Raw genomic sequence first — 22,171 nt, 5'->3', positions numbered from 1 at the left:
GAAAGAGCCTGCAATGCACCACATGACTCTGGCCGAGATCGCCCGCGGCCTCGCCGACAAGAAATTCTCTTCCGTAGAACTGACCCAGACCCTGCTGGCGCGTATCGCCCAGCTGGATCCGCAGATCAACAGCTTCATCAGCCTCACCCAGGACCTGGCCCTGAGCCAGGCCCAGGCCGCCGACACCCGTCGCGCCAACGGTGAGAGCGGTGTCCTGCTCGGCGCGCCGATCGCCCACAAGGATCTGTTCTGCACCCAGGGCATCCGCACCAGTTGCGGCTCGAAGATGCTCGACAATTTCAAGGCGCCCTACGACGCCACCGTGGTCGCCAAGCTGGCCGCCGCCGGGACCGTGACCCTGGGCAAGACCAACATGGACGAATTCGCCATGGGCTCGGCCAACGAGTCGAGCTGGTACGGCGCGGTGAAAAACCCGTGGAACCTGGAACACGTACCGGGTGGTTCGTCAGGCGGTTCCGCCGCAGCGGTTGCTGCGCGCCTGCTGCCAGCCGCCACCGCCACCGACACCGGCGGCTCGATCCGCCAACCGGCCGCCTTCACCAACCTCACCGGCCTGAAGCCGACCTACGGTCGCGTTTCCCGCTGGGGCATGATCGCCTACGCTTCCAGCCTCGATCAGGGTGGCCCGCTGGCACGCACCGCCGAAGACTGCGCAATCCTGCTGCAAGGCATGGCCGGCTTCGACCCGAACGACTCCACCAGCATCGATGAACCGGTGCCGGACTACAGCGCCGACCTCAACGGTTCGCTGCAGGGCCTGCGCATCGGCGTGCCGAAGGAGTACTTCAGCGCCGGTCTCGACCCGCGCATCGCCGAGCTGATCCACACCAGCGTCAAGGAGCTGGAAAAGCTCGGCGCGGTGATCAAGGAAATCAGCCTGCCGAACATGCAGCACGCGATTCCTGCGTACTACGTGATCGCCCCGGCGGAAGCCTCCTCCAACCTGTCGCGTTTCGACGGCGTGCGTTTCGGCTACCGCTGCGAGAACCCGGCCAATCTCGAAGACATGTACAAGCGCTCCCGCGGCGAAGGCTTCGGCAGCGAGGTACAGCGCCGGATCATGGTCGGTGCCTATGCCCTGTCCGCCGGCTACTACGACGCCTACTACCTCAAGGCGCAGAAAATCCGTCGCCTGGTGAAGAACGACTTCATGGCCGCGTTCAAAGAGGTCGACATCATCCTCGGCCCGACCACGCCCAACCCGGCCTGGAAGCTCGGCGCCAAGAGCAGCGACCCGGTCGCTGAGTACCTGGAAGACGTCTACACCATCACCGCCAACCTCGCCGGCCTGCCGGGCCTGTCGATGCCGGCCGGTTTCGTCGACGGCTTGCCGGTCGGCGTGCAACTGCTCGCCCCGTATTTCCAGGAAGGCCGCTTGCTCAACGTTGCGCACCAGTATCAGTTGAACACTGACTGGCACACCCGCACCCCAACCGGCTTCTGAGGAGACACACATGCAATGGGAAGTCGTGATCGGGCTGGAGATTCATACCCAGCTCACCACTCAATCGAAGATTTTCTCCGGTAGCTCCACCGCCTTCGGTGCCGAGCCCAACACCCAGGCCAGCCTGGTCGACCTGGGCATGCCCGGCGTGCTGCCGGTGCTGAACCAGGAAGCGGTGCGCATGGCGGTGATGTTCGGCCTGGCGGTAGACGCCGAGATCGGCCAGCACAACGTGTTCGCCCGCAAGAACTACTTCTACCCGGACCTGCCCAAGGGCTACCAGATCAGCCAGATGGACCTGCCAATCGTCGGCAAGGGCCACCTGGACATCCCTCTGGAAGACGGCACCATGAAACGCGTCGGCATCACGCGCGCGCACCTGGAAGAAGATGCCGGCAAGAGCCTGCATGAAGAATTCAACGGTTCTACCGGCATCGACCTGAACCGCGCCGGCACGCCACTGCTGGAAATCGTCTCCGAGCCGGACATGCGCAGCGCCAAGGAAGCCGTGGCCTACGTCAAGGCGATCCACGCCCTGGTGCGCTACCTGGGCATCTGCGACGGCAACATGGCCGAAGGCTCGCTGCGTTGCGACTGCAACGTTTCGGTCCGGCCCAAAGGCCAGGTCGAGTTCGGCACCCGCTGCGAGATCAAGAACGTCAACTCGTTCCGCTTTATCGAAAAGGCCATCAACACCGAGATCCGTCGCCAGATCGAGCTGATCGAAGACGGCGGCAAGGTGATCCAGCAGACCCGCCTGTACGACCCGAACAAGGACGAAACCCGTCCGATGCGCAGCAAGGAAGAAGCCAACGACTACCGTTACTTCCCCGATCCGGATCTGCTGCCGGTGGTCATCGAGGACTCCTTCCTCGACCAGGTGCGCGCCACCCTGCCCGAGCTGCCACCGCAGAAACGCGAGCGCTTCCAGGAGCAGTTCGGCCTCTCGGCCTACGATGCCAGCGTCCTGGCCACCAGCCGCGAACAAGCGGACTACTTCGAGAAAGTCGCGAGCATCGCCGGTGACGCCAAGCTCGCCGCCAACTGGGTCATGGTTGAGCTCGGCAGCCTGTTGAACAAGCAGGGCCTGGAAATCGACGAAGCCCCGGTTTCCGCCGAACAGCTGGGCGGGATGCTGCTGCGGATCAAGGACAACACCATCTCCGGCAAGATCGCCAAGACCGTGTTCGAAGCCATGGCCAATGGCGAGGGCACGGCGGACGAGATCATCGACAAGCGCGGCCTCAAGCAGGTCACCGACACCGGCGCGATCTCCGCCGTGCTGGACGAGATGCTCGCGGCCAACGCCGAACAGGTCGAACAATACCGTGCTGCCGATGAGGCCAAGCGCGGCAAGATGTTCGGCTTCTTCGTCGGCCAGGCGATGAAAGCCTCCAAAGGCAAGGCCAACCCGCAACAGGTCAACGAACTGCTGAAAAGCAAGCTCGAAGGCTGATCGCGGTTTAACCGCAAGCGGCCCGGGCCGCTTGCGTGTGACGAGGGAGCGGGCTCCCGTTCGGTCGCGCAGCAACGGCATACCGGCCGGCACCATTCCCCAAGGAACATCGCCGCCGGCTTGCGGTCTGCCAGACAGACCGGCGGGAGCTCGCTCCCTCGCCACATCAACCATCGGAGCCCCCGAATGAAGCGTCTGGTTGCCACTAGCGCCCTGCTCGCTCTGCTCACCGGCTGCGCCACCAGCCACGTCATCGACCCTCGGGGCTATGACGAAACCGGCACGGCCTCCTATTACGGCGCTCGCCACCACGGCAATCGCACCGCCAGCGGCGAACCCTTCGACCAGAACGGCCTGACCGCCGCCCACCGCGAGCTGCCCTTCGGCACCCGGGTCCAAGTCACCAACCTGGGCAACGACAAGAGCGTCGTGGTCCGTATCAATGATCGTGGCCCGCACACCCGCGGCCGCCTGATCGACCTATCCCGCGGCGCCGCGCAACAGCTGGACATGCTGCGCAGCGGTACCGCCAAAGTACGGGTCCAGGCCCTCAGCGACTGACCGACGGAGCCCAAGCCATTACCGCCTTTGCCGAACTGCCCCTGCTCAGCGTGATCCAGCTAATCAGCGGCCTGGTGATGCTGATCGCCGGTGCCGAACTGCTGGTGCGCGCGGCCGTGCGCTTGTCGGCGCGCCTGCGGGTGCGTCCACTGATCATGGGCCTGAGCATCGTCGCCTTCGGCAGCAGCGCGCCGCAGATGGCCATCAGCCTGCAGGCGACCCTGGCCGACAACACCGACATTGCCGTGGGCAGCGTGATCGGCAGCAGCATCTTCAACATCCTGGTGATCCTTGGCCTCTCGGCCTTGATCATTCCCCTGCGGGTGTCGCGACAGCTGGTGCGCCTGGATATCCCGCTGATGATCGGCGCCAGTGTGCTGGTGTTTGTCCTGGCCTATAACGAACGCCTCACCCCCTCAGACGGCCTGATCCTGCTGGCGGCCCTGGTGCTCTATCTGGTTCTGCTGCTGCGCCAATCCAGGCACCCGGCGCGGCCGCAGCCTTGCGCCACCGGCCGCCGCGGCAGCGCCCCGCGCCTGAGCAGCATGTTGCTGGTGCTTCTCGGTCTGGGGCTGCTGGTGTTCGCCGGTCACCTGCTGCTCGGAGCGGCGGTCACCGTCGCCGACGACCTTGGCTTGTCGGAACGGGTCATGGGACTGACAGTGATCGCAATCAGTACCTCACTGCCGCAACTGGCCACCTCGCTGCTCGCCGCCCTGCGGGGCCAGAGGGACATTGCCGTGGGCAACGTGATCGGCAGCAACCTGTTCAATCTGCTGGGCGTATTGGGCTTCACGGCGCTGGTCGCGCCGAGTCCGCTCTCGGTTTCGCCCAATGCCCTGGACTTCGACCTGCCGGTACTGCTCAGCGTGGCCCTGCTGTGCCTGCCGGTGTTCTATTCGGGGTATCGCATAACCCGCGCCGAAGGCCTGCTGTTTCTCGGGCTGTACCTCGCCTACGGGCTGCACGTGGTGTCCTTCACCACCGGCATGCCGCTGGCCGGCAAGCTGGAACACTTGATGCTGTTTTTCGTCCTGCCAGCCTTGGTAGCGTTTCTGCTGTTCAGTTCGCTACGGGCCTGGCGCCGCCAACACAAGAGAGAAACGCCATGAGCGAGAACAAGAAAAGCGGACTGCAGATGCGTCGCCAGGTGATGGGCGATGCTTTCGTCGATCGCGCCCTGGGCAATGCCACCGACTTCACCCAACCGCTGCAGGACTTCGTCAACGAGCACGCCTGGGGCGGGGTATGGAATCGTGAAGGGCTGCCGTTGAAAACCCGCAGCCTGATCACCCTGGCCACCCTGACCGCCTTGAAATGCCCGCAGGAGCTCAAAGGCCACGTGCGCGGCGCCCTGAACAATGGCTGCACCGTGGAAGAGATACGTGAAGCCTTGCTGCATTGCGCGGTGTATGCCGGAGTGCCGGCGGCCATCGATGCATTTCGCGCGGCCCAGGAAGTGATAGAGACCTATCAGCAAGCGCAGTGAATCCGTCATTTGCCAACACGCCGGCTCCTACCCTCGCCCTGTAGGAGCCGACTTGCCGGCAAACAGCCTCAGATCCAACCGCCCCACTGCAAGACAAAGATCCCGATATTGGTGGTCACCGCCGCCATCACCGTGGTGATGACGATAATGGCCGCCGCCAGCTCATGATTGCCATTGGCCGCCCTGGCCATGACAAAGCTCGCCGCCGCGGTGGGGCTGCCAAAATACAGAAACAAAATCCCCAGCTCCGCACCACGAAAGCCGCATAGCCAGGCGCCGAAGGTCGCCAGCGTCGGCAAGCTCACCATCTTCAGCAGGCTCGAACTCATGGCCATCCGCCCGCTGTTGCGCAAGGCCGCCAGAGACAGCGTGCCGCCAATGCAGATCAACGCCAGAGGCAGGGACATCTGCGCCAGATAGCGGCCCGAGGTTTCCAGCCAGCCGGGCAGACCGATCTGCCAATAGGCGAACGGCGCCGCCACCAGCACGCTGACGATCAACGGATTGCTGAATACGCTCTTGCAGATGCTCCAGGGATCAGACTTGATCACCGGGCTGTAGACCGCCAGGACAACGGTCGACAGGGTGTTGTAGAACAGAATCACCAGCGCCGCGAGCAACGCCCCCAGGGAAATCCCGTAATCCCCGTACATGCTGGCCGCCAGGGCCAGACCGATGATCGCGTTGTTGCCGCGAAATGCCCCCTGGGTATAGATCCCCCGATCCTCCTTGGGACAGCGCCAGATCGCCCAGCACCAGGCCAGGGCGAAACAGGCCAGGGTGGCCACGGAGAAGTAGATCAGCACCCCGGGTTTTAGCGAGGCATGCAGATCGGCGTGGACGATGCCGAGAAACAACAGCGCCGGCATGGTGACGTTGAACACCAGGGCCGACGCGGTATGGATGAAGTTGTCGTTGATCCAGCCAACGCGCTTGAGCACCAGCCCAAGAAACAACATGGCAAAGACCGGCGCGGTGATGCTCAGGGTTTCGAAGAAGATTGCCAGCATGCACGGGGGCCTTGAGCCTGTCGTTAGGGCGCTAATGATAATCCAATCGAGCAACGCCGTCGCAGTGGGCTGCTTGACGCCCGGTGATTTTCAATTATGCTGAAAATAACTGTATATACATACAGTAAAACCAGGCATAAACATGACATATCAAGGAGCTAGAAATGTCAGGAATCTCTGCACAGATGCAGCAACAGTCACAACCGGCGGGCCAGATCATTGCCGACCTGGATCGCCTGTTCAGTGAACAGGGCATCGCCATCACTGGCGATGGCGACACCCTGATGCTGACCGCCGACGGCCACCACACCGTCAAGTACCACCGCCCGCAAGACCTTCCCCAACCAGCGCGCAACGCCCGCAAGGCATTGCCGCAATTGCGTTTCGAGGGAGGCGAACACACCGCCATCGGTGACAGCACTCTGCTGCGCTTCGTCAAGGATGGCCCGACCATTCCCGCCTGGCAGGTGGAGCTGCACCTGCCCAACGGCCTGGCCCTGACCTACGGCCAGGTGGTGGCCCTGGGAGGCGACTTCTACGGCATTCCCGAGCGCCCCATCTGCGAAGGCGCCACCGCCGCCGAGCGAGTGCAGCGCTTCAACGCCGCCTTCAATTCCCTCGCGGTGCTGCCGGCGTCCAAGGACGAAGCCCGACAGATCCTGGCCGTGATGCAGAAGGAAGTTCTCGCCGCCAATCAGGCGATCCGCGATGGCAAACAGCCCCATGAAGCCTATGACGCCCTGGGCGATACCTTGTCCGAAGAGTGGAACCGGATTACCGGCGGCGGCAGCGTGGTATCCGCGCTGTTCCCCCTGGGCCGCTATCTGAAGCTTGCGGCCAACAACGCCGACCACTTTGGCGAGTGGGCCCTGGCGGCCTATGTCGCCGGGCATACCGCTGCCCTGCAACAGGCGGCTCTGGCGGGCAAAACCGCGGACGACAAGCAACTGGAACTGGCCTACGCGATGAACGCCTTCGCCGACCACTTCCTCACCGACCTGTTTTCCGCCGGCCATGTCCGAGTACCACGCAAGCAACTGGCCGCGGTAGTCACCCCCAGCGACCTGGGCTCGTTGATCACCCGCTTCATGCACGACGAAGACAGCAAGTTCGGCCTCAATGTCAGCAACGCCCTGGGCGAACGCTGGCATGCCTACGGCGACAAGCGCTACTTCGACAGTGTCGATCACCGCAATCGCCAGCAAGTGAAACAGGCAGTACAGCGTTCGGCGGATGAGATCTTCGCCTGCTACCTGAGCGGCAACGTGCCGGCTGCCGGCAGCTATGGGGCGCTTCAGGTGCTGCCGGATCTGAACGCGGCGAAAACCGGCAATTTCTCGCCACTGTTCGTGATGAGCGGGGACAAAGTGCTGCGCCGCAGCGACGTCAACAACCTCAACGACAGCAAAACCATCGACAACTGGTGGGGCTGGAGCACCTACCTGCTGCTGAAGAACTACAGCCCGAACAAACCGGCGGGTTATCTGGACACCCCAAGTGCGGTGCCGTCGATCCTCGCCGACGGCTGGCAGAGCCACAGCCCCAGTGAGCCCAACTGGCTGCCAGGCCAGGCAGTGCGCTATGCCCTCAGCGAAACCAACGGCTTGAACGAGTCCTACATCGGCCCCTGGTCGGCCTATGTCGAACTGAGCGACAGCTTCCAGCCCACCCTGGGCATCCCACCCGGCACCAGCAACAGCGGCGCCACAGGACGCAATGTATTCCGTCAGTTCCGCGGAGGCTCACCGGAGCTGATCGGCTCCATCGACAAGAACACCAGCCGCTTCATCGATCGCAACGCCTGATAAGGACATCACCATGACTATCAACCTGAACCTGCAACTGGCCTCTGGCCAATCCCTGAAGGATGCACCACTGGAGCTGTTGCTCAACGGCGCGCCCATAGCCCGAGCGCGCGTGGATGAACGCGGCAACGTGACCTTCAACGCCAAACCGGGAACTGGCCAACTGGCCGTGCGTGTAGACCGCTCGATCCTGCCCCAGACCTGATCGCCCCCTGTAGGAGCGGGCTTGCCCGCGAAACGGCCTCAGCGCCACGGCTACGCCATGAGCCTGGGGCCTGCGCCGCCCTGGCAGGCGGCGTGCGACGGGATTCGAGCAGCAGGGAGCCGCTGCCGCCTCGCCGGCAGCGCCCTCAAGCGGTGACAGCCTGCTCCCGCAGATGCCCCTGCTCGATGCGCACATGCCGCGGGTGGAAGCGCTTGAGACTGCTGCGGTGACCGACACTGACAATGCTCAAGCCCGGCAACTGATCGATCAGTGCCTGGTACAGGCTGGCCTCGTCTTCCTCATCCATGGCCGAAGTCGCCTCGTCCATGTACAGCCATTGCGGCGCATAGAGCAGCGCCCGGGCAAAGGCCAGACGTTGTTGTTCGCCCGGGGACAACATGCGTTGCCAGTGATTGCTTTCGTCCAGGCGCGCCACCAGATGCGGCAAGCGGCAAGTCTCCAGGACCTGTGCATAACGCTCCTGGGCATAGCTGTCGCCGGCTTGTGGATAACTCAAGGCGTCGCGCAGGCTGCCAATGGGCAGGTAAGGTTTCTGCGGCAGGAACAGGTAACGCTGATTGGGCAGCAGAATGCTGCCATGCCCCGCCGGCCATAAGCGTCCCATGGCGCGCAGCAGGGTGCTCTTGCCACTGCCGGAGCGGCCACTGAGCATCAACCGCTCGCCGGGATTCACGGTCATCTGGGCTCCGGCCAGCAGATGCCGGCCGTCTGCCAGGTCCAGGCTCAGGTCACGCACTTGCAATTGCTCGCCCTGATGCTGCACGTCAATCGCCGGCGGACACTCTTCGTTTTCGCTCATGGCCTGACGAAAGCTCAGCAGACGATCACAGGTGGCGCGCCAGGCGGCCAGGTCCGAATAGGCGCTGATGAACCAGCTGAAGTTCTCCTGGACGTTGCCGAAGGCCGAGTTGATCTGCATCAGCTCGCCCAGCTCGATCTTGCCGGCGAAATAGCGCGGCGCGGCCACGATGAACGGGAAGATGATCGCGATCTGACCGTAACCGGCGGTAAAGAAGGTCAGGCGCTTGGACACCTTCATGATGTCCCAGAAGTTGTGCCAGACCTTGCCGAAGCGGCTGCTCAGGCGCTGGTTTTCGTTTTTCTCACCGTCATACAGGGCAATGCTCTCGGCGTTCTCCCGGACCCGCACCATGGAGAAACGCAGATCGGCTTCAAAACGCTGTTGCTGGTTGTTGAGGCCGATCAAGCGACGTCCGATCAAGTGGGTCAGCCAGCTGCCGACGGCGGCATACACCAGCGCACACCAGAACATGTAACCGGGAATGGTGTAGCCGAACACCTCGATGCTGCCGGACACGCCCCACAGAATGATCGAGAACGACACCAGGCTGACCACGTTGCGAATCAGCCCCAGGCCCAGGGACAAGGTATTGCTGGTGAAGCTGTTGAGGTCTTCGGAAATCCGCTGGTCCGGGTTGTCGGTGTAGCCGCCCTGCTCCAGCCGGTAGTAGTTCTTGTTGCCAAGCCAACGGGCAAAGTGCCTTTCGGTCAGCCAGGCCCGCCAGCGGATGGTCAGCATCTGGGTCAGGTAGAGACGATAGACCGCCCCCAGAATGGCCACCGCGGCGATCCCGCAGAAATACAGGATCAGGCTCCAGAAAGCCGCCTCATCCTTCTTCTGCAAGGCGTTGTAGAAGTCCTTGTACCAACTGTTGATCCACACCGAGATGGCCACGCTGAACAGCGACAAGCCAATCACGGCAATCAGCAGCAACCAGGCCTTGCCCTTTTCCTCACTGCGCCAGTAAGGCGTGATCATGGCCCAGACCCGTCGGAAGAATTGACCGCGCACAGCGTCGTTGACCGCAGAGTATTCAGCGTTCTGATTCATCGTTGAGGCTCGATTGGAAGGAGGACAAGCATTGAGCCGATCTTAGTAGATCGGCTCGCTTTTTCACGATGTCCGGCGGACATTCGTTCAGTCGCGGTTCAGCGACGGACGGGGCGTTTCTGCAGTTTGCGCTGCAAGGTACGACGATGCATGCCCAGCGCGCGGGCCGTGGCGGAGATATTGCCTTCGTGCTCGGTCAGTACACGCTGAATGTGCTCCCATTGCAGGCGGTCCACGGACATCGGGTTTTCCGGCACCAGGGTGTCCAGGTCGGCGTGTTCGGAGAGCAGTGCAGCCAGCACATCGTCGGCGTCCGCCGGCTTGCACAGATAATTGCAGGCGCCACGCTTGATCGCCTCCACCGCTGTCGCAATGCTCGAGTAGCCGGTGAGGATCAGCACGCGCATTTCCGGATCCAGCTCCAGCAGCTTGGGCAACAGCACCAAACCGGAGTCGCCGTCCATCTTCAGGTCCAGCGCGGCGTAGTCCGGCAGATCCTGCTGGGCGATGCTCAGGCCCTCCTCGGCAGAACCCGCGGTACTGACGCGAAAACCCCGCCGGCTCATGGCCCGGGCCATGACCCGGGTAAAGGTGGCGTCATCGTCCACCAGCAACAGGTGCGGCAGTTCTTCGCCTTCGACTTGGATCTCTTCACTCATGGTCGTCTCCTCGGGCGGCACGAGGCAGGCGCAGCTCAGTGAGCGTTCCGCCTTCCTCGTGACTGTAGAGTTTCACTGAGCCGCCAGCACGGGTCACGCTGGCCTTGCTCAAAAACAGGCCCAGGCCGAAGCCTTTGCCCTTGGTGGTAAAAAACGGCTTGCCGATCTGCTCGGCGATGGCCAAGGGTACTCCGGCGCCGTGGTCGCGAATACTGATGGTGAGGTTTTCCGCATCCCAGTCCAGGCGCACTTCCAGGCCTTCGGCACAGGCATCGGCTGCATTGTTCAACAGATTGAGCAAGGCCTGGGTCAGGTCCGGCGGCGGCGCCAGGCGCGGCACCGGCCCCTCTCCCAGCAGATGAAAGCGGTAGCTGGCCTCAGGGCGCATCAGGTGCCAGCGATTCAGGGCTTCGTCCAGCCACTGGGTGACTTCCTGCATCTCCACCGCCAGACGGCGATTGGCCTCGGCGGCGCGCACCAACTGCTGCAGGGTTTCCTTGCACAGCTTGACCTGGTCCTGGAGCACGCTGAGATCATCCTGCAACAGCGGGTCGGGATGGTCCTGGCGCATCTCCTTGAGCAATACGCTCATGGTCGCCAGCGGCGTACCCAGCTCATGGGCGGCGCCGGCGGCCTGGGTCGCAACGGCCAGCAATTGCTGATCCCGCAATCCCTCTTCGCGGCGGATCGCCCGCAGCTCTTCCTGGCGGCGCAGCTCTTCGGCCATCCGCGCGGCGAAAAAAGTGATCACTGCTGCCGCCAGGGCAAAACTCAGCCACATGCCATAGACCTGCAGGTTTTCCCGGGCGATGGGGAAGGTCTGCAAGGGATAGAAGCGGGCCAGCAGCAAGGTGTAGAGCGTCAGCGCAATGCCCGACAGCACCACCGAATAGCGCCAGGGCAGGGTCACTGCGGCGATCGTCAGGGGCACCAGGTAATAGGAGACGAAGGGGTTGGTTGAGCCCCCGGAGAAGTACAGCAGCACGCTGTGGATAAACAGGTCACAGGCCAGTTGCAGGGCATATTCCAGCTCCGTCACCGGCCACGAGGTGCGCAGGCGGATGGCCGTGAAGGCACAGAGCACCATGGAAAACATCAGAGTGACACCCAGCTGCAGCCAGGGCAGGGGCAACAGGTCGAACCAGTAGGCGAGCCCTACCGAACCTGCCTGAGCGGCCAGCACCAGGGTGCGGATGAAGGTCAGCCGCCAGAGATTCTGACGGGTGGCGGACAGCAATTTTAAGGGGGCGAGCATGAGCTCTCCTGATGAGCGCTCCAGGGCAATCGGCGGGAGTATAACCAAGCAGCCCCCGACCCAGGCAAAACTGCGGCAAAGCGTCACAGAAAAACAGTGGCAAGCTGCGGACTTTCAGCTACAAGCGTAGTGGCTTGCCGCTTGCGGCTTGAAACTTGCCACTGCCTTACATGTCTGAAGGTTTCGCGCAGGTCGGGATCAACCCTGCGGACCGCACTCAAGGAGTTTCCATGCAGCATTCCAGTCGCAGCCTCGCCCTTCTGGCCCTCAGTGCCGGCACGCTCACCAGCCTGCCCGCCCTGGCCGCCGATGAACTGCACTACAACCAGATTTCCCTGCGCGCCGAAGTCAGCCAGGAAGTGGCCCGCGACCTGATGATCGTGACCCTCTACAGCGAATCGCAGAACAGCGACCCGGCCAAGCTCGCCACGGAAATCACCACCACCATGAACAAGGCCCTGGAGCAGGCCCGCCAGGTCAAGGACGTGACCCTGCGCCAGGGCAGCCGCAACAGCTACCCGATCTACGACGGCAAGGGCCAGAAGATCACCGGCTGGCGTGAGCGCGCCGAACTGCGCCTGGAAAGCTCCGACTTCGCCGCGCTGTCCAAGCTCACCGGTGAGCTGCTGGGCGACCTGAAAATGGGCGGCATGGACTTCGCCATCGCCGATCCGACCCGCAAGGCCAGCGAAGATGCCTTGCTCAAGGACGCGGTCAAGGCATTCAAGGCCCGCGCACAACTGGCCACCGATGCCCTGGGTGGCAAGGGCTACAAGATCGTCAACCTGAACCTCAACAGCAACGGTTATCCACAGCCCTACATGCGCGCGCCGATGATGATGAAGGCCGCCAGCATGGACTCGGCACCGGTCACTCCGGAAGTGGAAGCCGGCACCAGCCAGGTCAGCATGACCGCCGATGGCGCCATCGAAGTGCTGATGCCGTAACCTTTTCCCCGCCTCTTCCAGCGGCGATAACCTTCTGCAGAAAGGTTATCGCCGTTTTTCATTACCAACTATTTCAATCCGGACCCGGGGAACTCGGTTCGCAGATGTTAGAGTTGTGGCCCCGGCATGGGGCAAGTCAGATGTTACTGATGTCCGCCGGGTATACTGCGCCTTTCCTATAAGAGTCTCGTCAATGACCGCAGATCGCATCGGCGAACGCCTGCGTCGCTATCGCCGCGCCGCCAAGAAAACCTTGCGTCAGATCGCCAGTGAATCGGGACTGACCGCCAGTTTCCTCTCCCAGGCAGAACGTAACCTCACCGGGGTTTCCATCTCTTCCCTGGTCAACATTGCCAAGTCGCTGAACGTCCCCCTGAACGCCCTGTTCGACCAGCCGATTCAGGCGCAACCCGACTCCCACGACGGCAAGCGGGTGCGCTACACCATCGAGGGGCAGCCGCTCGCCTACGAGCGGCTGTCCAGCTCCTTTCCCGGCAACCTGATCAACGCGGTGAAGATGAACATACCGGTGGGCTATCAGTCGGAGCTGATCTCCCATGACGGCTCGGAGTTTTCCTATGTGCTTTCCGGGCAGATCGTCTACACCATCGAAGGTCAGCAATACCCACTCAGTCCCGGAGACTCGGTGCACTTCGACGCGACCAAGAGCCATTTCCTGGCCAATGCCGGCCATGGCCCGGCGGAAGTGCTGACCGTCACCACCATGGGCCTGTTCGACGATCATTCAGCGGCCTGAGCCAACTCCACAGCCCCCCATGGAACCGCACAAGCGGCCCTGTGCCGCAGAGAAATGTTAGTCAGGCTTAATTTTCGTTGACCACGATTTCAGCATGACTTAATTTCGGCATCGGCGAATCGACAATCAATCACATAACAAGCGATCGCCGTCGCCACACAGGGTCCATGGGGCTGGATCAACGCCCCATAGCAAGGCGAATTGCCACGGCCCACAAGGCCAATCCTCAGATCTGCCCTAGAAGAAGAAAAAATGAGGTTTGCATGTGTAAGACCTTTGCGCTTCAGGTTTGGCGAACAACGAGGCTGACCCACCCCCGCGGCCGGTCGAACGCCTCCAGCAAACTCCACAGTGACCACCTCACTGCGAGCCAAGACTCCCACACTGCCGACGATGCGCTGTTCCCCCGCCATCGCCTGCAAGGTCCCGGGCATCCGTCTCCCACGGCCTCCCCCAACCAGGCAAACGCCGTCATCCGCCCAAGCGAATGCGCCGAGCCCCCGTGTGCGCCAGCCAAGGCCCGGCGGCTGCGGCACAAGCCCCTCGGCGTCGGCGCCAGCGAAGCACCCATTGGAGGCACGGCCCGCCCTGCCCGCCCAAGAAAAAGGCAACGCATGCACCAGAAACAACCCACGCAAACGGTCAAATGCGTCAAGTTTTATACAAATGCGTCATTCGTGTACGTTCGTTCCACTCTTTGAGACTTGTGACAGCCCCGCATCTTGCATTGGGTACGGGGCCTGCATAAGTATCGGCGGGTCGACTCACAAGGTCGCCCTCAACACCAAAAATGACAACAAATCATGAGGCCACCATGTTCAAGAAAGCAGTCCTTCCGTTTTTAGTCAGCGCCGGCTTGCTTGCCAGCGCCCCCTTCGCCCAGGCGGCAACTAACCTGGTGTTCTGCTCTGAAGGGAGCCCGGCCGGTTTCGACCCTGGCCAGTACACCACCGGAACCGACTTCGACGCCTCAGCCGAAACCCTGTACAACCGCCTCAGCCAGTTCGAGCGTGGCGGCACCGCCGTCATCCCGGGCCTGGCCACCAGTTGGGACATCTCGGACGACGGCCTGACCTACACCTTCCATCTGCGTGAAGGCGTCAAGTTCCACACCACGCCGTACTTCACCCCGACCCGCACCTTCAACGCCGACGACGTGCTGTTCACCTTCAACCGCATGCTCGACAAGGACATGCCGTTCCGTAAGGCCTACCCCACCGAATTCCCGTATTTCACCGACATGGGGATGGACACCAACATCACCAAGGTCGAGAAAATCGACGACAAGACCGTCAAGTTCACCCTCAAGACCGTGGACGCCGCGTTCATCCAGAACCTGGCCATGAGCTTCGCCTCCATCCAGTCCGCCGAGTACGCCGACAAGCTGCTCAAGGAAGGCAAGACCAGCGACATCAACCAGAAGCCGATCGGCACCGGCCCGTTCGTGTTCAAGAGCTACCAGAAAGACTCCAACATCCGCTACACCGGCAACAAGGACTACTGGAAGCCTGAAGACGTGAAGATCGACAACCTGATCTTCGCCATCACCACCGACCCGTCGGTACGTATTCAGAAGCTGAAGAAGAACGAATGCCAGGTGACCCTGTTCCCGCGTCCGGCCGACCTCAAGGCCCTCAAGGAAGACAAGGACCTGAAGATGCCTGAACAGGCAGGCTTCAACCTCGGCTACATCGCCTACAACGTGATGCCGGTGCTCAAGGGCCGTACCGACGCCAACCCGCTGGCCGACCTCAAGGTTCGCCAGGCGCTGGACATGGCCGTCAACAAGCCGCAGATCATCGACTCGGTGTACCAGGGCGCCGGCCAACTGGCGGTCAACGCCATGCCGCCGACCCAGTGGTCCTACGACACCAGCATCAAGGACGCCAAGTACGACCCCGAGAAAGCCAAGCAGTTGCTCAAGGAAGCCGGCATCAAGGAAGGCACCCAGATCACCCTGTGGGCCATGCCGGTACAGCGTCCCTACAACCCCAACGCCAAGCTGATGGCTGAAATGCTGCAGTCCGACTGGGCCAAGATCGGCCTCAAGGTCAACATCGTCAGCTACGAATGGGGCGAGTACATCAAACGTTCCAAAGGCGGCGAGAACCAGGCCATGATCATCGGCTGGAGCGGTGACAACGGTGACCCCGACAACTGGCTCGGCACCCTGTTCGGTTGCGATGCGCTGAACGGCAACAACTTCTCGAAATGGTGCGACAAGCCTTACGACGCGCTGATCAAGCAAGCCAAGGCCACGTCGGATGTGGCCAAACGCACCGAGCTGTACAAGCAGGCGCAACACATCCTCAAAGACGCCGTTCCGATGACACCTATCGCACACTCGACGGTGTTCCAACCCATGCGCGCCAACGTGCAGGACTTCAAGATCAGCCCCTTCGGCTTGAACTCCTTCTACGGCGTCAGCATCGGCAAATGAAGTCTGGCAACGGCGGCGTCCCTGACGTCGCCGTTGCTTTACCGGCCCACGCAGTAAGCACCCGGCCCATCTTCGACACACCGCCTCGACAAAGAGCGGTCCCTCGAATTTAGAGCCGATTCTTACAGGGCTTTCAGGCACAGCGGATATACGCCCCGGCCTTCGACCCTTAACGTCGAGGCGAGGCAAGACTGCGTCTGTCAGCGGGCATTTGCTACAGCCATGGTTTGGCATCAATGGCCTGTACAGGCTCCAGGAAGGAGCCATGGTCCATTGATCATCACAACAAAAAATGGAGATGGACGGTTATGCGGCATTCCCTGATTTTCTCGGCCCTGATAGGCGGCAGCCTGCTGGCCGCCAGCGCTATCTGCGGCGCCGCCGATCGCAGCCTGGTGTTCTGTTCCGAAGGCAGCCCGGCGGGATTCGACACCGCGCAGTACACCACCGCCACCGACAACGACGCCGCCGAGCCGCTGTACAACCGCCTGGTGGAGTTCGAAAAAGGCGCCACCAACGTGCTGCCCGCCCTGGCCAAAAGCTGGGACATATCCGAAGACGGCCTCACCTACCGCTTTCATCTGCGCGAAGGGGTGAAGTTCCACAATACGCCCTACTTCAAGCCAACCCGGGATCTCAACGCCGATGACGTGCTGTTCACCTTCAATCGCATGCTCGACGCCGGACATCCGTTCCGTAAGGCCTACCCGACGGAGTTTCCCTACTTCAACGGCATGAGCCTGGACAAGAACATCGCCAAGGTCGAGAAAACCGACCCGCTGACCGTGGTCATGACCCTCAATACCGTGGACGCGGCGTTCATCCAGAACCTGGCCATGAGCTTCGCCGCGATCCTCTCCGCCGAATACGCTGAGCAACTGCTCAAGGCCGGCACCCCTAGCCAGATCAACCAGCAGCCCATCGGCACCGGGCCGTTCGTGTTCCAGCGCTACCAGAAAGATTCACAGATCCGCTACGCCGCCAACCCGCACTACTGGGACCCGAGTCAGGTCAAACTCGACCGGTTGATCTTCGCCATCAACACCGATGCCTCGGTACGGGTGCAGAAACTGCGGGCCGGCGAATGCCAGGTGACCCTGCATCCGCGTCCCGCGGATATCGATGCGCTGAAAAACGATCCGAAACTGCAAGTCATCGAGAAGCCCGGCTTCAACCTCGGCTACATCGCCTACAACGTGCAGCACAAACCCTTCGACCGCCTCGAAGTGCGCCAGGCACTGGACATGGCGGTGAACAAGCAGAGCATTCTCAACGCCGTGTACCAGGGTGCCGGCCAGCTGGCGGTCAACGCCATGCCACCGACCCAGTGGTCCTACGACGAAACCATCAAGGACGCGGCCTACAACCCGGAAAAGGCCCGCGAACTGCTCAAGGCCGCCGGGGTCAAGGAAGGCACGGAAATCACCCTCTGGGCCATGCCCGTGCAGCGTCCGTACAACCCCAACGCCAAGCTGATGGCCGAAATGCTGCAGGCCGATTGGGCGAAGATCGGCCTCAAGGTGAAGATCGTCAGCTACGAATGGGGCGAGTACATCAAGCGCACCAAGAATGGCGAGCACGACATCAGCCTGATCGGCTGGACCGGAGACAACGGTGACCCGGACAACTGGCTGGGCACCCTGTACAGCTGTGACGCCATCGGCGGCAACAACTACTCCATGTGGTGCGACCCGCAGTACGACAAGCTGATCAAGCAAGCCAAGCTAGTGACCGACCGTCAGCAACGCACCGAGCTCTACAAACAGGCCCAGCAGTTACTCAAGCAACAGGTGCCGATCACGCCGGTGGCCCACTCGACGATCAATCAGCCATTGAGCGCGAAAGTCGAGGGTTTCAAGGTCAGTCCTTTCGGCCGCAACACCTTCTCGGGTGTCAGCCTGGTCCCATAACCGATGAGCAAAAACCCTGGGGGCATTATTCGCCCCCATGCAGGCGCTTTGCCTGAATTAGGCGATCAAGCCCAGTGCAAACGTTTGCGATGCAGTGAATGAGTTCCCAAAACCAGCCGGCCGAAAAAAACCGGCATCTAAAAAAGAAAACAAAGGAGCTTCACCCATGAAACTGAGCAGCAGCGCATTGTTAGCCTTGGCTATCAGTAGCATCACCGCCACGGCCTATGCGGAGAACGTCAGCCAGGACTTCGTCCCGACTGTACAGAACAGCACCAATGCCCAGGCTGAAGCCAAGGGTTTCATCGAAGGGCAGAGCCTGTCGGGCACCACTCGCAACTGGTACGCCAACGAGCTGAAACGTCGCAATGATCGTTTTTCGTACAACCACAATGGCGTGGATACCTCGACTCCACGCCGGATCAACTGGGTCCAGGGCACCATCCTCAACTACAGCTCCGGCTTCACCGAAGGCACCGTGGGGGTCAGCACCGAAGTGGCGGCCTACAACGCCATTGCCCTGGATCGCGACCGCAAGGACATCGCCGGCAAGAACAACCGCACCCTGACCCATTCCGACGGCGACGCCGTAGGCCAGTGGAGCAAGCTCGGCCTGGCCAACGTCAAGTTCCGCGTATCCAACACCACCCTGACCGCCGGCCGGCAGAACTTCAGCACGCCGATCGTCGACGTCATCGGCAACCGTGCGCTGCCTTCGAGCTTTGAAGGGGTGAGCATCCACAGCGAAGAGTTCAACAACCTGTCGTTCGATGCCGGCACCTTTGACCGGGTATCGCCACGGACCGAGCAGAGCCTGTCGAAATTCCGCTCCGAGTACACCAGCAACACCGCCGAAACCGACCGCGTGAGCATCGTCGGCCTCAACTACCAGCCGCTGAAAAGCCTGAAGACCAGCCTCTACGCCTCCAAGGTGGAAGATTTCTGGAACCAGTACTACTTCGGCGCCACCCATGAGCTGGGCGACAGCTCGGTGCTGAGCCTGACCACCGGCCTGAACTACTACAAGACCGTCGACACCGGCAAGAAAGAGATGGGCGAGATCGACAACGATACCTACTCCCTGTCGATGGGACTGACCCACCAGGCCCACAGCCTGACCTTCTCGTACCAGGAAGTCAGCGGCAACGAGTACTTCGACTACCTGCACGAAACCAACGGCATCTACCTGGCCAACTCCCTGCTCTCGGACTTCAACGGCCCGAACGAGAAATCCTTCCAGATCGCCTACGGCCTGAACATGGCCGAATACGGCGTGCCCGGCCTCAAGTTCAACGTCTACCAGGCTCGCGGCTGGGGCATCGACGGTACCCACTACACCGGCAGCGCCTACGGCGGCATCAACTCCGAAGGCAAACTCTACGGCGTAAGGACCATGGATGGCGAAACCCACTACGAATACGGCATCGGCGCCTCCTACGCGGTGCAGAGCGGACCACTCAAAGCCACCGCGATCCGTGCTACCTACACCACGCACCGCGCCAGCAAGAACCAGGCAGACGGCAACATCAACGAATTCCGTCTGGTTACCACCATCCCGTTCAACATTCTCTAACCCACCAGTTGAAGGGCGGATTCATGACGAGTCCGCCAATCAAGCTAATCTGGTTCAATGATTGCAGAGGGTTCCTGATGAACATGCTTCCCCTGAAAGCGGCCATTGGCGCCGCCTTGCTGAGCGCCGCCCTCGGCGCCACAGCCAAACCCTTGGTGGTCTGTACCGAAGCCAGCCCGGAAGGCTTCGATATGGTCCAGTACACGACTGCAGTCACGGCCGACGCAGTGGCGGAAACCATCTTCAACCGTTTGGTCGACTTCAAGCCCGGCACCACTGACATCGAACCGGCCCTGGCCGAATCCTGGGACATCAGCCCGGATGGCCTGCAATACACCTTCCACCTGCGCAAGGGCGTCAAGTTCCACAGCACCGACTACTTCACCCCGACCCGCGACATGAACGCCGACGACGTACTCTGGAGCTTCCAACGCCAGATGGACCCGAAGCACCCCTGGCATGACAAGTCCAGCGTGGGCTTCCCCTACTTCGAAAGCATGGGCTTCAAGGAGCTGCTCAAAAGCGTCGAGAAGACTGACGAGCACACCGTGGTCTTCACCCTGACCCGCCGTGAAGCGCCGTTCCTGGCCGACATCGCCATGGCCTTCTCATCGATCTACCCGGCGGAATACGCCGACAAGCTGCTCAAGGAAGGCAAGACCTCTGAGCTCAACAGCAAGCCCATCGGCACTGGCCCGTTCATTTTCAACCGCTATGCCAAGGACGCCCAGGTACGCTTCAAGGCCAACCCGGACTACTTCCGCGGCAAGCCACCGGCCGACCCGCTGGTGCTGGCGATCACCACCGACAACAACGTGCGCCTGCAGAAGCTCAAGGCCAACGAGTGCCAGGTTGCCCTGTACCCCAAGCCCGATGACATCCCCAGCATCAAGGCCGACGCCAACCTCAAGGTCGATGAACTGGCGGCCATGACCACCGGCTACATCGCCATGAACACCTCCCGCAAATACATGAGCGACGTGCGGGTACGCAAAGCCATCGACATCGCCTTCGACAAGGAAGCCTACGTCAACAGCCTGTACGGCAAAGGCAATGCGCTGATCGGCACCGGCCCTTATCCGCCGACCCTGCTGGGCTTCAACAACAGCCTGAAGAATCCGCCCCGGGATCTGGACAAGGCCCGCGCCCTGCTCAAGGACGCCGGGGTGCCGGACGGCACGGTGATCACCCTGTTCACCCGCAACGGCGGTGGCCCGACCAACCCCAATCCCCTGCTGGGTGCGCAGATGATGCAGGCCGACCTGGCCAAGATCGGCCTCAAGCTCGAGATCCGCGTCATGGAATGGGGCGAGATGCTCAAGCGGGCGAAAAACGGCGAACACGATATGGTGTCGGCCGGCTGGGCGGGGGACAACGGCGACCCGGACAACTTCCTGACTCCGAACCTGAGTTGTGACGCGGCGAAAAACGGCGAAAACTACGCCCGCTGGTGCAACAAGGAGTTCCAGGAGCTGATCGACCAGGCCCGCGCCGACGCTGAACCTGCCAAGCGCGCCGCGCTCTATGAAAAGGCGCTGCTGGTTTTCCAACAGGACCAACCCTGGATTCCCATGGCTTATCCAAAAATGTTCACCGCCATGCGCAAGAACGTCGAGGGTTACCACCAGAGCCCCCTGACCACCAACAACTTCGCGACCACCCAAGTGAAGTGATAAGAAACGCCCGCCGCCCTTGACCCCAAGGGTGGCGGGTACGCCTAACCGGCTGATTGAGGTACTTCAGAAGATGTTTAGTTTTATTGCCCGCCGTGTGGGGTTGTTGATCCCCACCTTCTTCGGCATCACCTTGCTGACCTTCGCCTTGATACGCATGATTCCCGGCGACCCCGTGGAAGTCATGATGGGCGAGCGTCGGGTCGACCCCGAGATGCATGCCCAGGCAATGGAACGCCTTGGATTGAACAAGCCGCTGTACGCCCAGTACCTGGACTACATCGGCAAGCTGGCCCACGGTGACCTGGGTGAATCCCTGCGCACCCGTACCAGCGTGTGGAGCGAGTTCACCTCGCTGTTCCCCGCGACCCTGGAACTGTCCATGGCCGCCCTGCTGTTCGCCGGCATCATCGGGCTGCTGGCCGGGGTGATCGCCGCCTTGAAGCGAGGGTCATTGTTCGACCACGGGGTAATGGGCATCTCGCTGGCGGGCTATTCGATGCCGATCTTCTGGTGGGGCCTGATCCTGATCATGCTCTTCTCGGTGAGCCTGGGCTGGACCCCGGTGTCCGGGCGCATCGACCTGCTCTACGACATCGAGCCCAGAACCGGCTTCATGCTCATCGACACCCTGCTGGCCAAAGACACCAGCGCCTTCTTCGACGCCCTGCAGCACCTGATCCTGCCCGCCATCGTACTGGGCACCATTCCCCTGGCGGTGATCGCGCGGATGACCCGTTCCTCGATGCTCGAAGTACTGCGCGAGGACTACATCCGTACCGCCAAGGCCAAGGGCCTGTCGCCGGCGCGGGTGGTGTTCGTCCACGGCCTGCGCAACGCACTGATTCCGGTCCTGACCGTGGTCGGCCTGCAAGTCGGCACCCTGCTGGCCGGTGCGGTCCTGACCGAAACCATCTTTTCCTGGCCGGGCATCGGCAAGTGGCTGATCGAAGCCATCGGCGCCCGCGACTATCCCGTGGTGCAGAACGGCATCCTGCTGATCGCCTGCCTGGTGATCATGGTCAACTTCGTGGTGGACATCCTCTACGGCTTTGCCAACCCACGCATCCGTCATCAGCGCTGAGATCAAGAC

The 22,171-nt window shown here is 61.8% G+C and carries 18 protein-coding genes; 14 read left to right on the top strand and 4 right to left on the bottom strand.

All coding sequences use genetic code 11. From position 1 onward, the window contains the following. The first annotated feature begins 13 nt into the window (after positions 1 to 13). From gatA to BLV47_RS28000, 5 genes are all read left to right on the top strand, one after another. Entirely contained in the window at positions 14 to 1,465 is a 1,452-nt protein-coding gene (gene gatA, locus BLV47_RS28020; RefSeq protein WP_092319608.1) for an Asp-tRNA(Asn)/Glu-tRNA(Gln) amidotransferase subunit GatA, read from the top strand. Between the two features lie 10 nt (positions 1,466 to 1,475). Further along, the gene (gene gatB, locus BLV47_RS28015; protein WP_092319606.1) at positions 1,476 to 2,921 is read left to right on the top strand and encodes an Asp-tRNA(Asn)/Glu-tRNA(Gln) amidotransferase subunit GatB; all 1,446 of its coding nucleotides are present in this window, start codon (positions 1,476 to 1,478) and stop codon (positions 2,919 to 2,921) included. Between the two features lie 186 nt (positions 2,922 to 3,107). Further along, positions 3,108 to 3,482: a septal ring lytic transglycosylase RlpA family protein gene (locus BLV47_RS28010; RefSeq protein ID WP_092319604.1), complete on the top strand. Its 375-nt coding sequence runs from the start codon at positions 3,108 to 3,110 to the stop codon at positions 3,480 to 3,482. Between the two features lie 50 nt (positions 3,483 to 3,532). Continuing rightward, a complete protein-coding gene (locus BLV47_RS28005; RefSeq protein ID WP_092319602.1) occupies positions 3,533 to 4,594 on the top strand; it encodes a calcium/sodium antiporter in 1,062 nt (353 codons plus the stop codon). Next, on the top strand, positions 4,591 to 4,971 hold the full coding sequence (locus BLV47_RS28000; RefSeq protein ID WP_092319600.1) for a carboxymuconolactone decarboxylase family protein: 381 nt from the start codon (positions 4,591 to 4,593) through the stop codon (positions 4,969 to 4,971). Before BLV47_RS28005 ends, BLV47_RS28000 begins: the two co-directional genes overlap by 4 nt. 68 nt (positions 4,972 to 5,039) lie before the next feature. Here the strand turns inward: BLV47_RS28000 and BLV47_RS27995 are convergent, their stop codons facing one another. Continuing rightward, positions 5,040 to 5,981 (bottom strand): AEC family transporter, encoded by a 942-nt coding sequence (locus tag BLV47_RS27995; protein WP_092319598.1) that lies wholly within the window; start codon positions 5,979 to 5,981, stop codon positions 5,040 to 5,042. Between the two features lie 164 nt (positions 5,982 to 6,145). On the opposite strand from BLV47_RS27995, the gene BLV47_RS27990 reads away from it, so the two are divergent. Together BLV47_RS27990 and BLV47_RS27985 are read left to right on the top strand one after the other, a co-directional pair. Beyond that, positions 6,146 to 7,786, top strand: a complete 1,641-nt coding sequence (locus BLV47_RS27990) for a phospholipase (protein ID WP_092319596.1) — start codon at positions 6,146 to 6,148, stop codon at positions 7,784 to 7,786. Positions 7,787 to 7,799: 13 nt separating this feature from the next. Beyond that, on the top strand, positions 7,800 to 7,991 hold the full coding sequence (locus BLV47_RS27985) for a hypothetical protein (protein WP_092319594.1): 192 nt from the start codon (positions 7,800 to 7,802) through the stop codon (positions 7,989 to 7,991). Positions 7,992 to 8,136: 145 nt separating this feature from the next. On the opposite strand, the gene BLV47_RS27980 is transcribed toward BLV47_RS27985, so the two are convergent. The 3 genes from BLV47_RS27980 to BLV47_RS27970 form a co-directional block, all read right to left on the bottom strand. After that, positions 8,137 to 9,864, bottom strand: a complete 1,728-nt coding sequence (locus tag BLV47_RS27980; protein WP_092319592.1) for an ABC transporter ATP-binding protein/permease — start codon at positions 9,862 to 9,864, stop codon at positions 8,137 to 8,139. 98 nt (positions 9,865 to 9,962) lie between these two features. Beyond that, entirely contained in the window at positions 9,963 to 10,523 is a 561-nt protein-coding gene (locus BLV47_RS27975) for a response regulator transcription factor (RefSeq protein WP_016968400.1), read from the bottom strand. Continuing rightward, positions 10,516 to 11,778, bottom strand: a complete 1,263-nt coding sequence (locus BLV47_RS27970; protein WP_092319591.1) for an ATP-binding protein — start codon at positions 11,776 to 11,778, stop codon at positions 10,516 to 10,518. Before BLV47_RS27970 ends, BLV47_RS27975 begins: the two co-directional genes overlap by 8 nt. A gap of 230 nt (positions 11,779 to 12,008) precedes the next feature. Here BLV47_RS27970 and BLV47_RS27965 point away from each other — a divergent pair, with 230 nt between their 5' ends. From BLV47_RS27965 to BLV47_RS27930, 7 genes are all read left to right on the top strand, one after another. Next, positions 12,009 to 12,725: an SIMPL domain-containing protein gene (locus BLV47_RS27965; RefSeq protein ID WP_092319589.1), complete on the top strand. Its 717-nt coding sequence runs from the start codon at positions 12,009 to 12,011 to the stop codon at positions 12,723 to 12,725. Between the two features lie 193 nt (positions 12,726 to 12,918). Continuing rightward, the gene (locus BLV47_RS27960; protein ID WP_092319587.1) at positions 12,919 to 13,482 is read left to right on the top strand and encodes a helix-turn-helix domain-containing protein; all 564 of its coding nucleotides are present in this window, start codon (positions 12,919 to 12,921) and stop codon (positions 13,480 to 13,482) included. Between the two features lie 814 nt (positions 13,483 to 14,296). Continuing rightward, a complete protein-coding gene (locus BLV47_RS27950; RefSeq protein ID WP_092319583.1) occupies positions 14,297 to 15,922 on the top strand; it encodes an ABC transporter substrate-binding protein in 1,626 nt (541 codons plus the stop codon). Positions 15,923 to 16,230: 308 nt separating this feature from the next. Next, positions 16,231 to 17,832: an ABC transporter substrate-binding protein gene (locus BLV47_RS27945; RefSeq protein ID WP_092319581.1), complete on the top strand. Its 1,602-nt coding sequence runs from the start codon at positions 16,231 to 16,233 to the stop codon at positions 17,830 to 17,832. 166 nt (positions 17,833 to 17,998) lie between these two features. Beyond that, entirely contained in the window at positions 17,999 to 19,405 is a 1,407-nt protein-coding gene (locus tag BLV47_RS27940; protein WP_092319579.1) for an OprD family porin, read from the top strand. Positions 19,406 to 19,482: 77 nt separating this feature from the next. Beyond that, positions 19,483 to 21,078 (top strand): ABC transporter substrate-binding protein, encoded by a 1,596-nt coding sequence (locus tag BLV47_RS27935; protein ID WP_092319577.1) that lies wholly within the window; start codon positions 19,483 to 19,485, stop codon positions 21,076 to 21,078. Positions 21,079 to 21,151: 73 nt separating this feature from the next. Beyond that, complete coding sequence (locus tag BLV47_RS27930; RefSeq protein WP_092319575.1) at positions 21,152 to 22,162, top strand: ABC transporter permease subunit; 1,011 nt, start codon at positions 21,152 to 21,154, stop codon at positions 22,160 to 22,162. The last annotated feature ends 9 nt before the right edge of the window (positions 22,163 to 22,171 follow it).

This window comes from Pseudomonas saponiphila (assembly GCF_900105185.1).
GTDB lineage: Bacteria > Pseudomonadota > Gammaproteobacteria > Pseudomonadales > Pseudomonadaceae > Aquipseudomonas > Aquipseudomonas saponiphila.
Note: the sequence above shows the minus strand (reverse complement) of the source record. Positions and strands in the feature narration are given on the sequence as shown.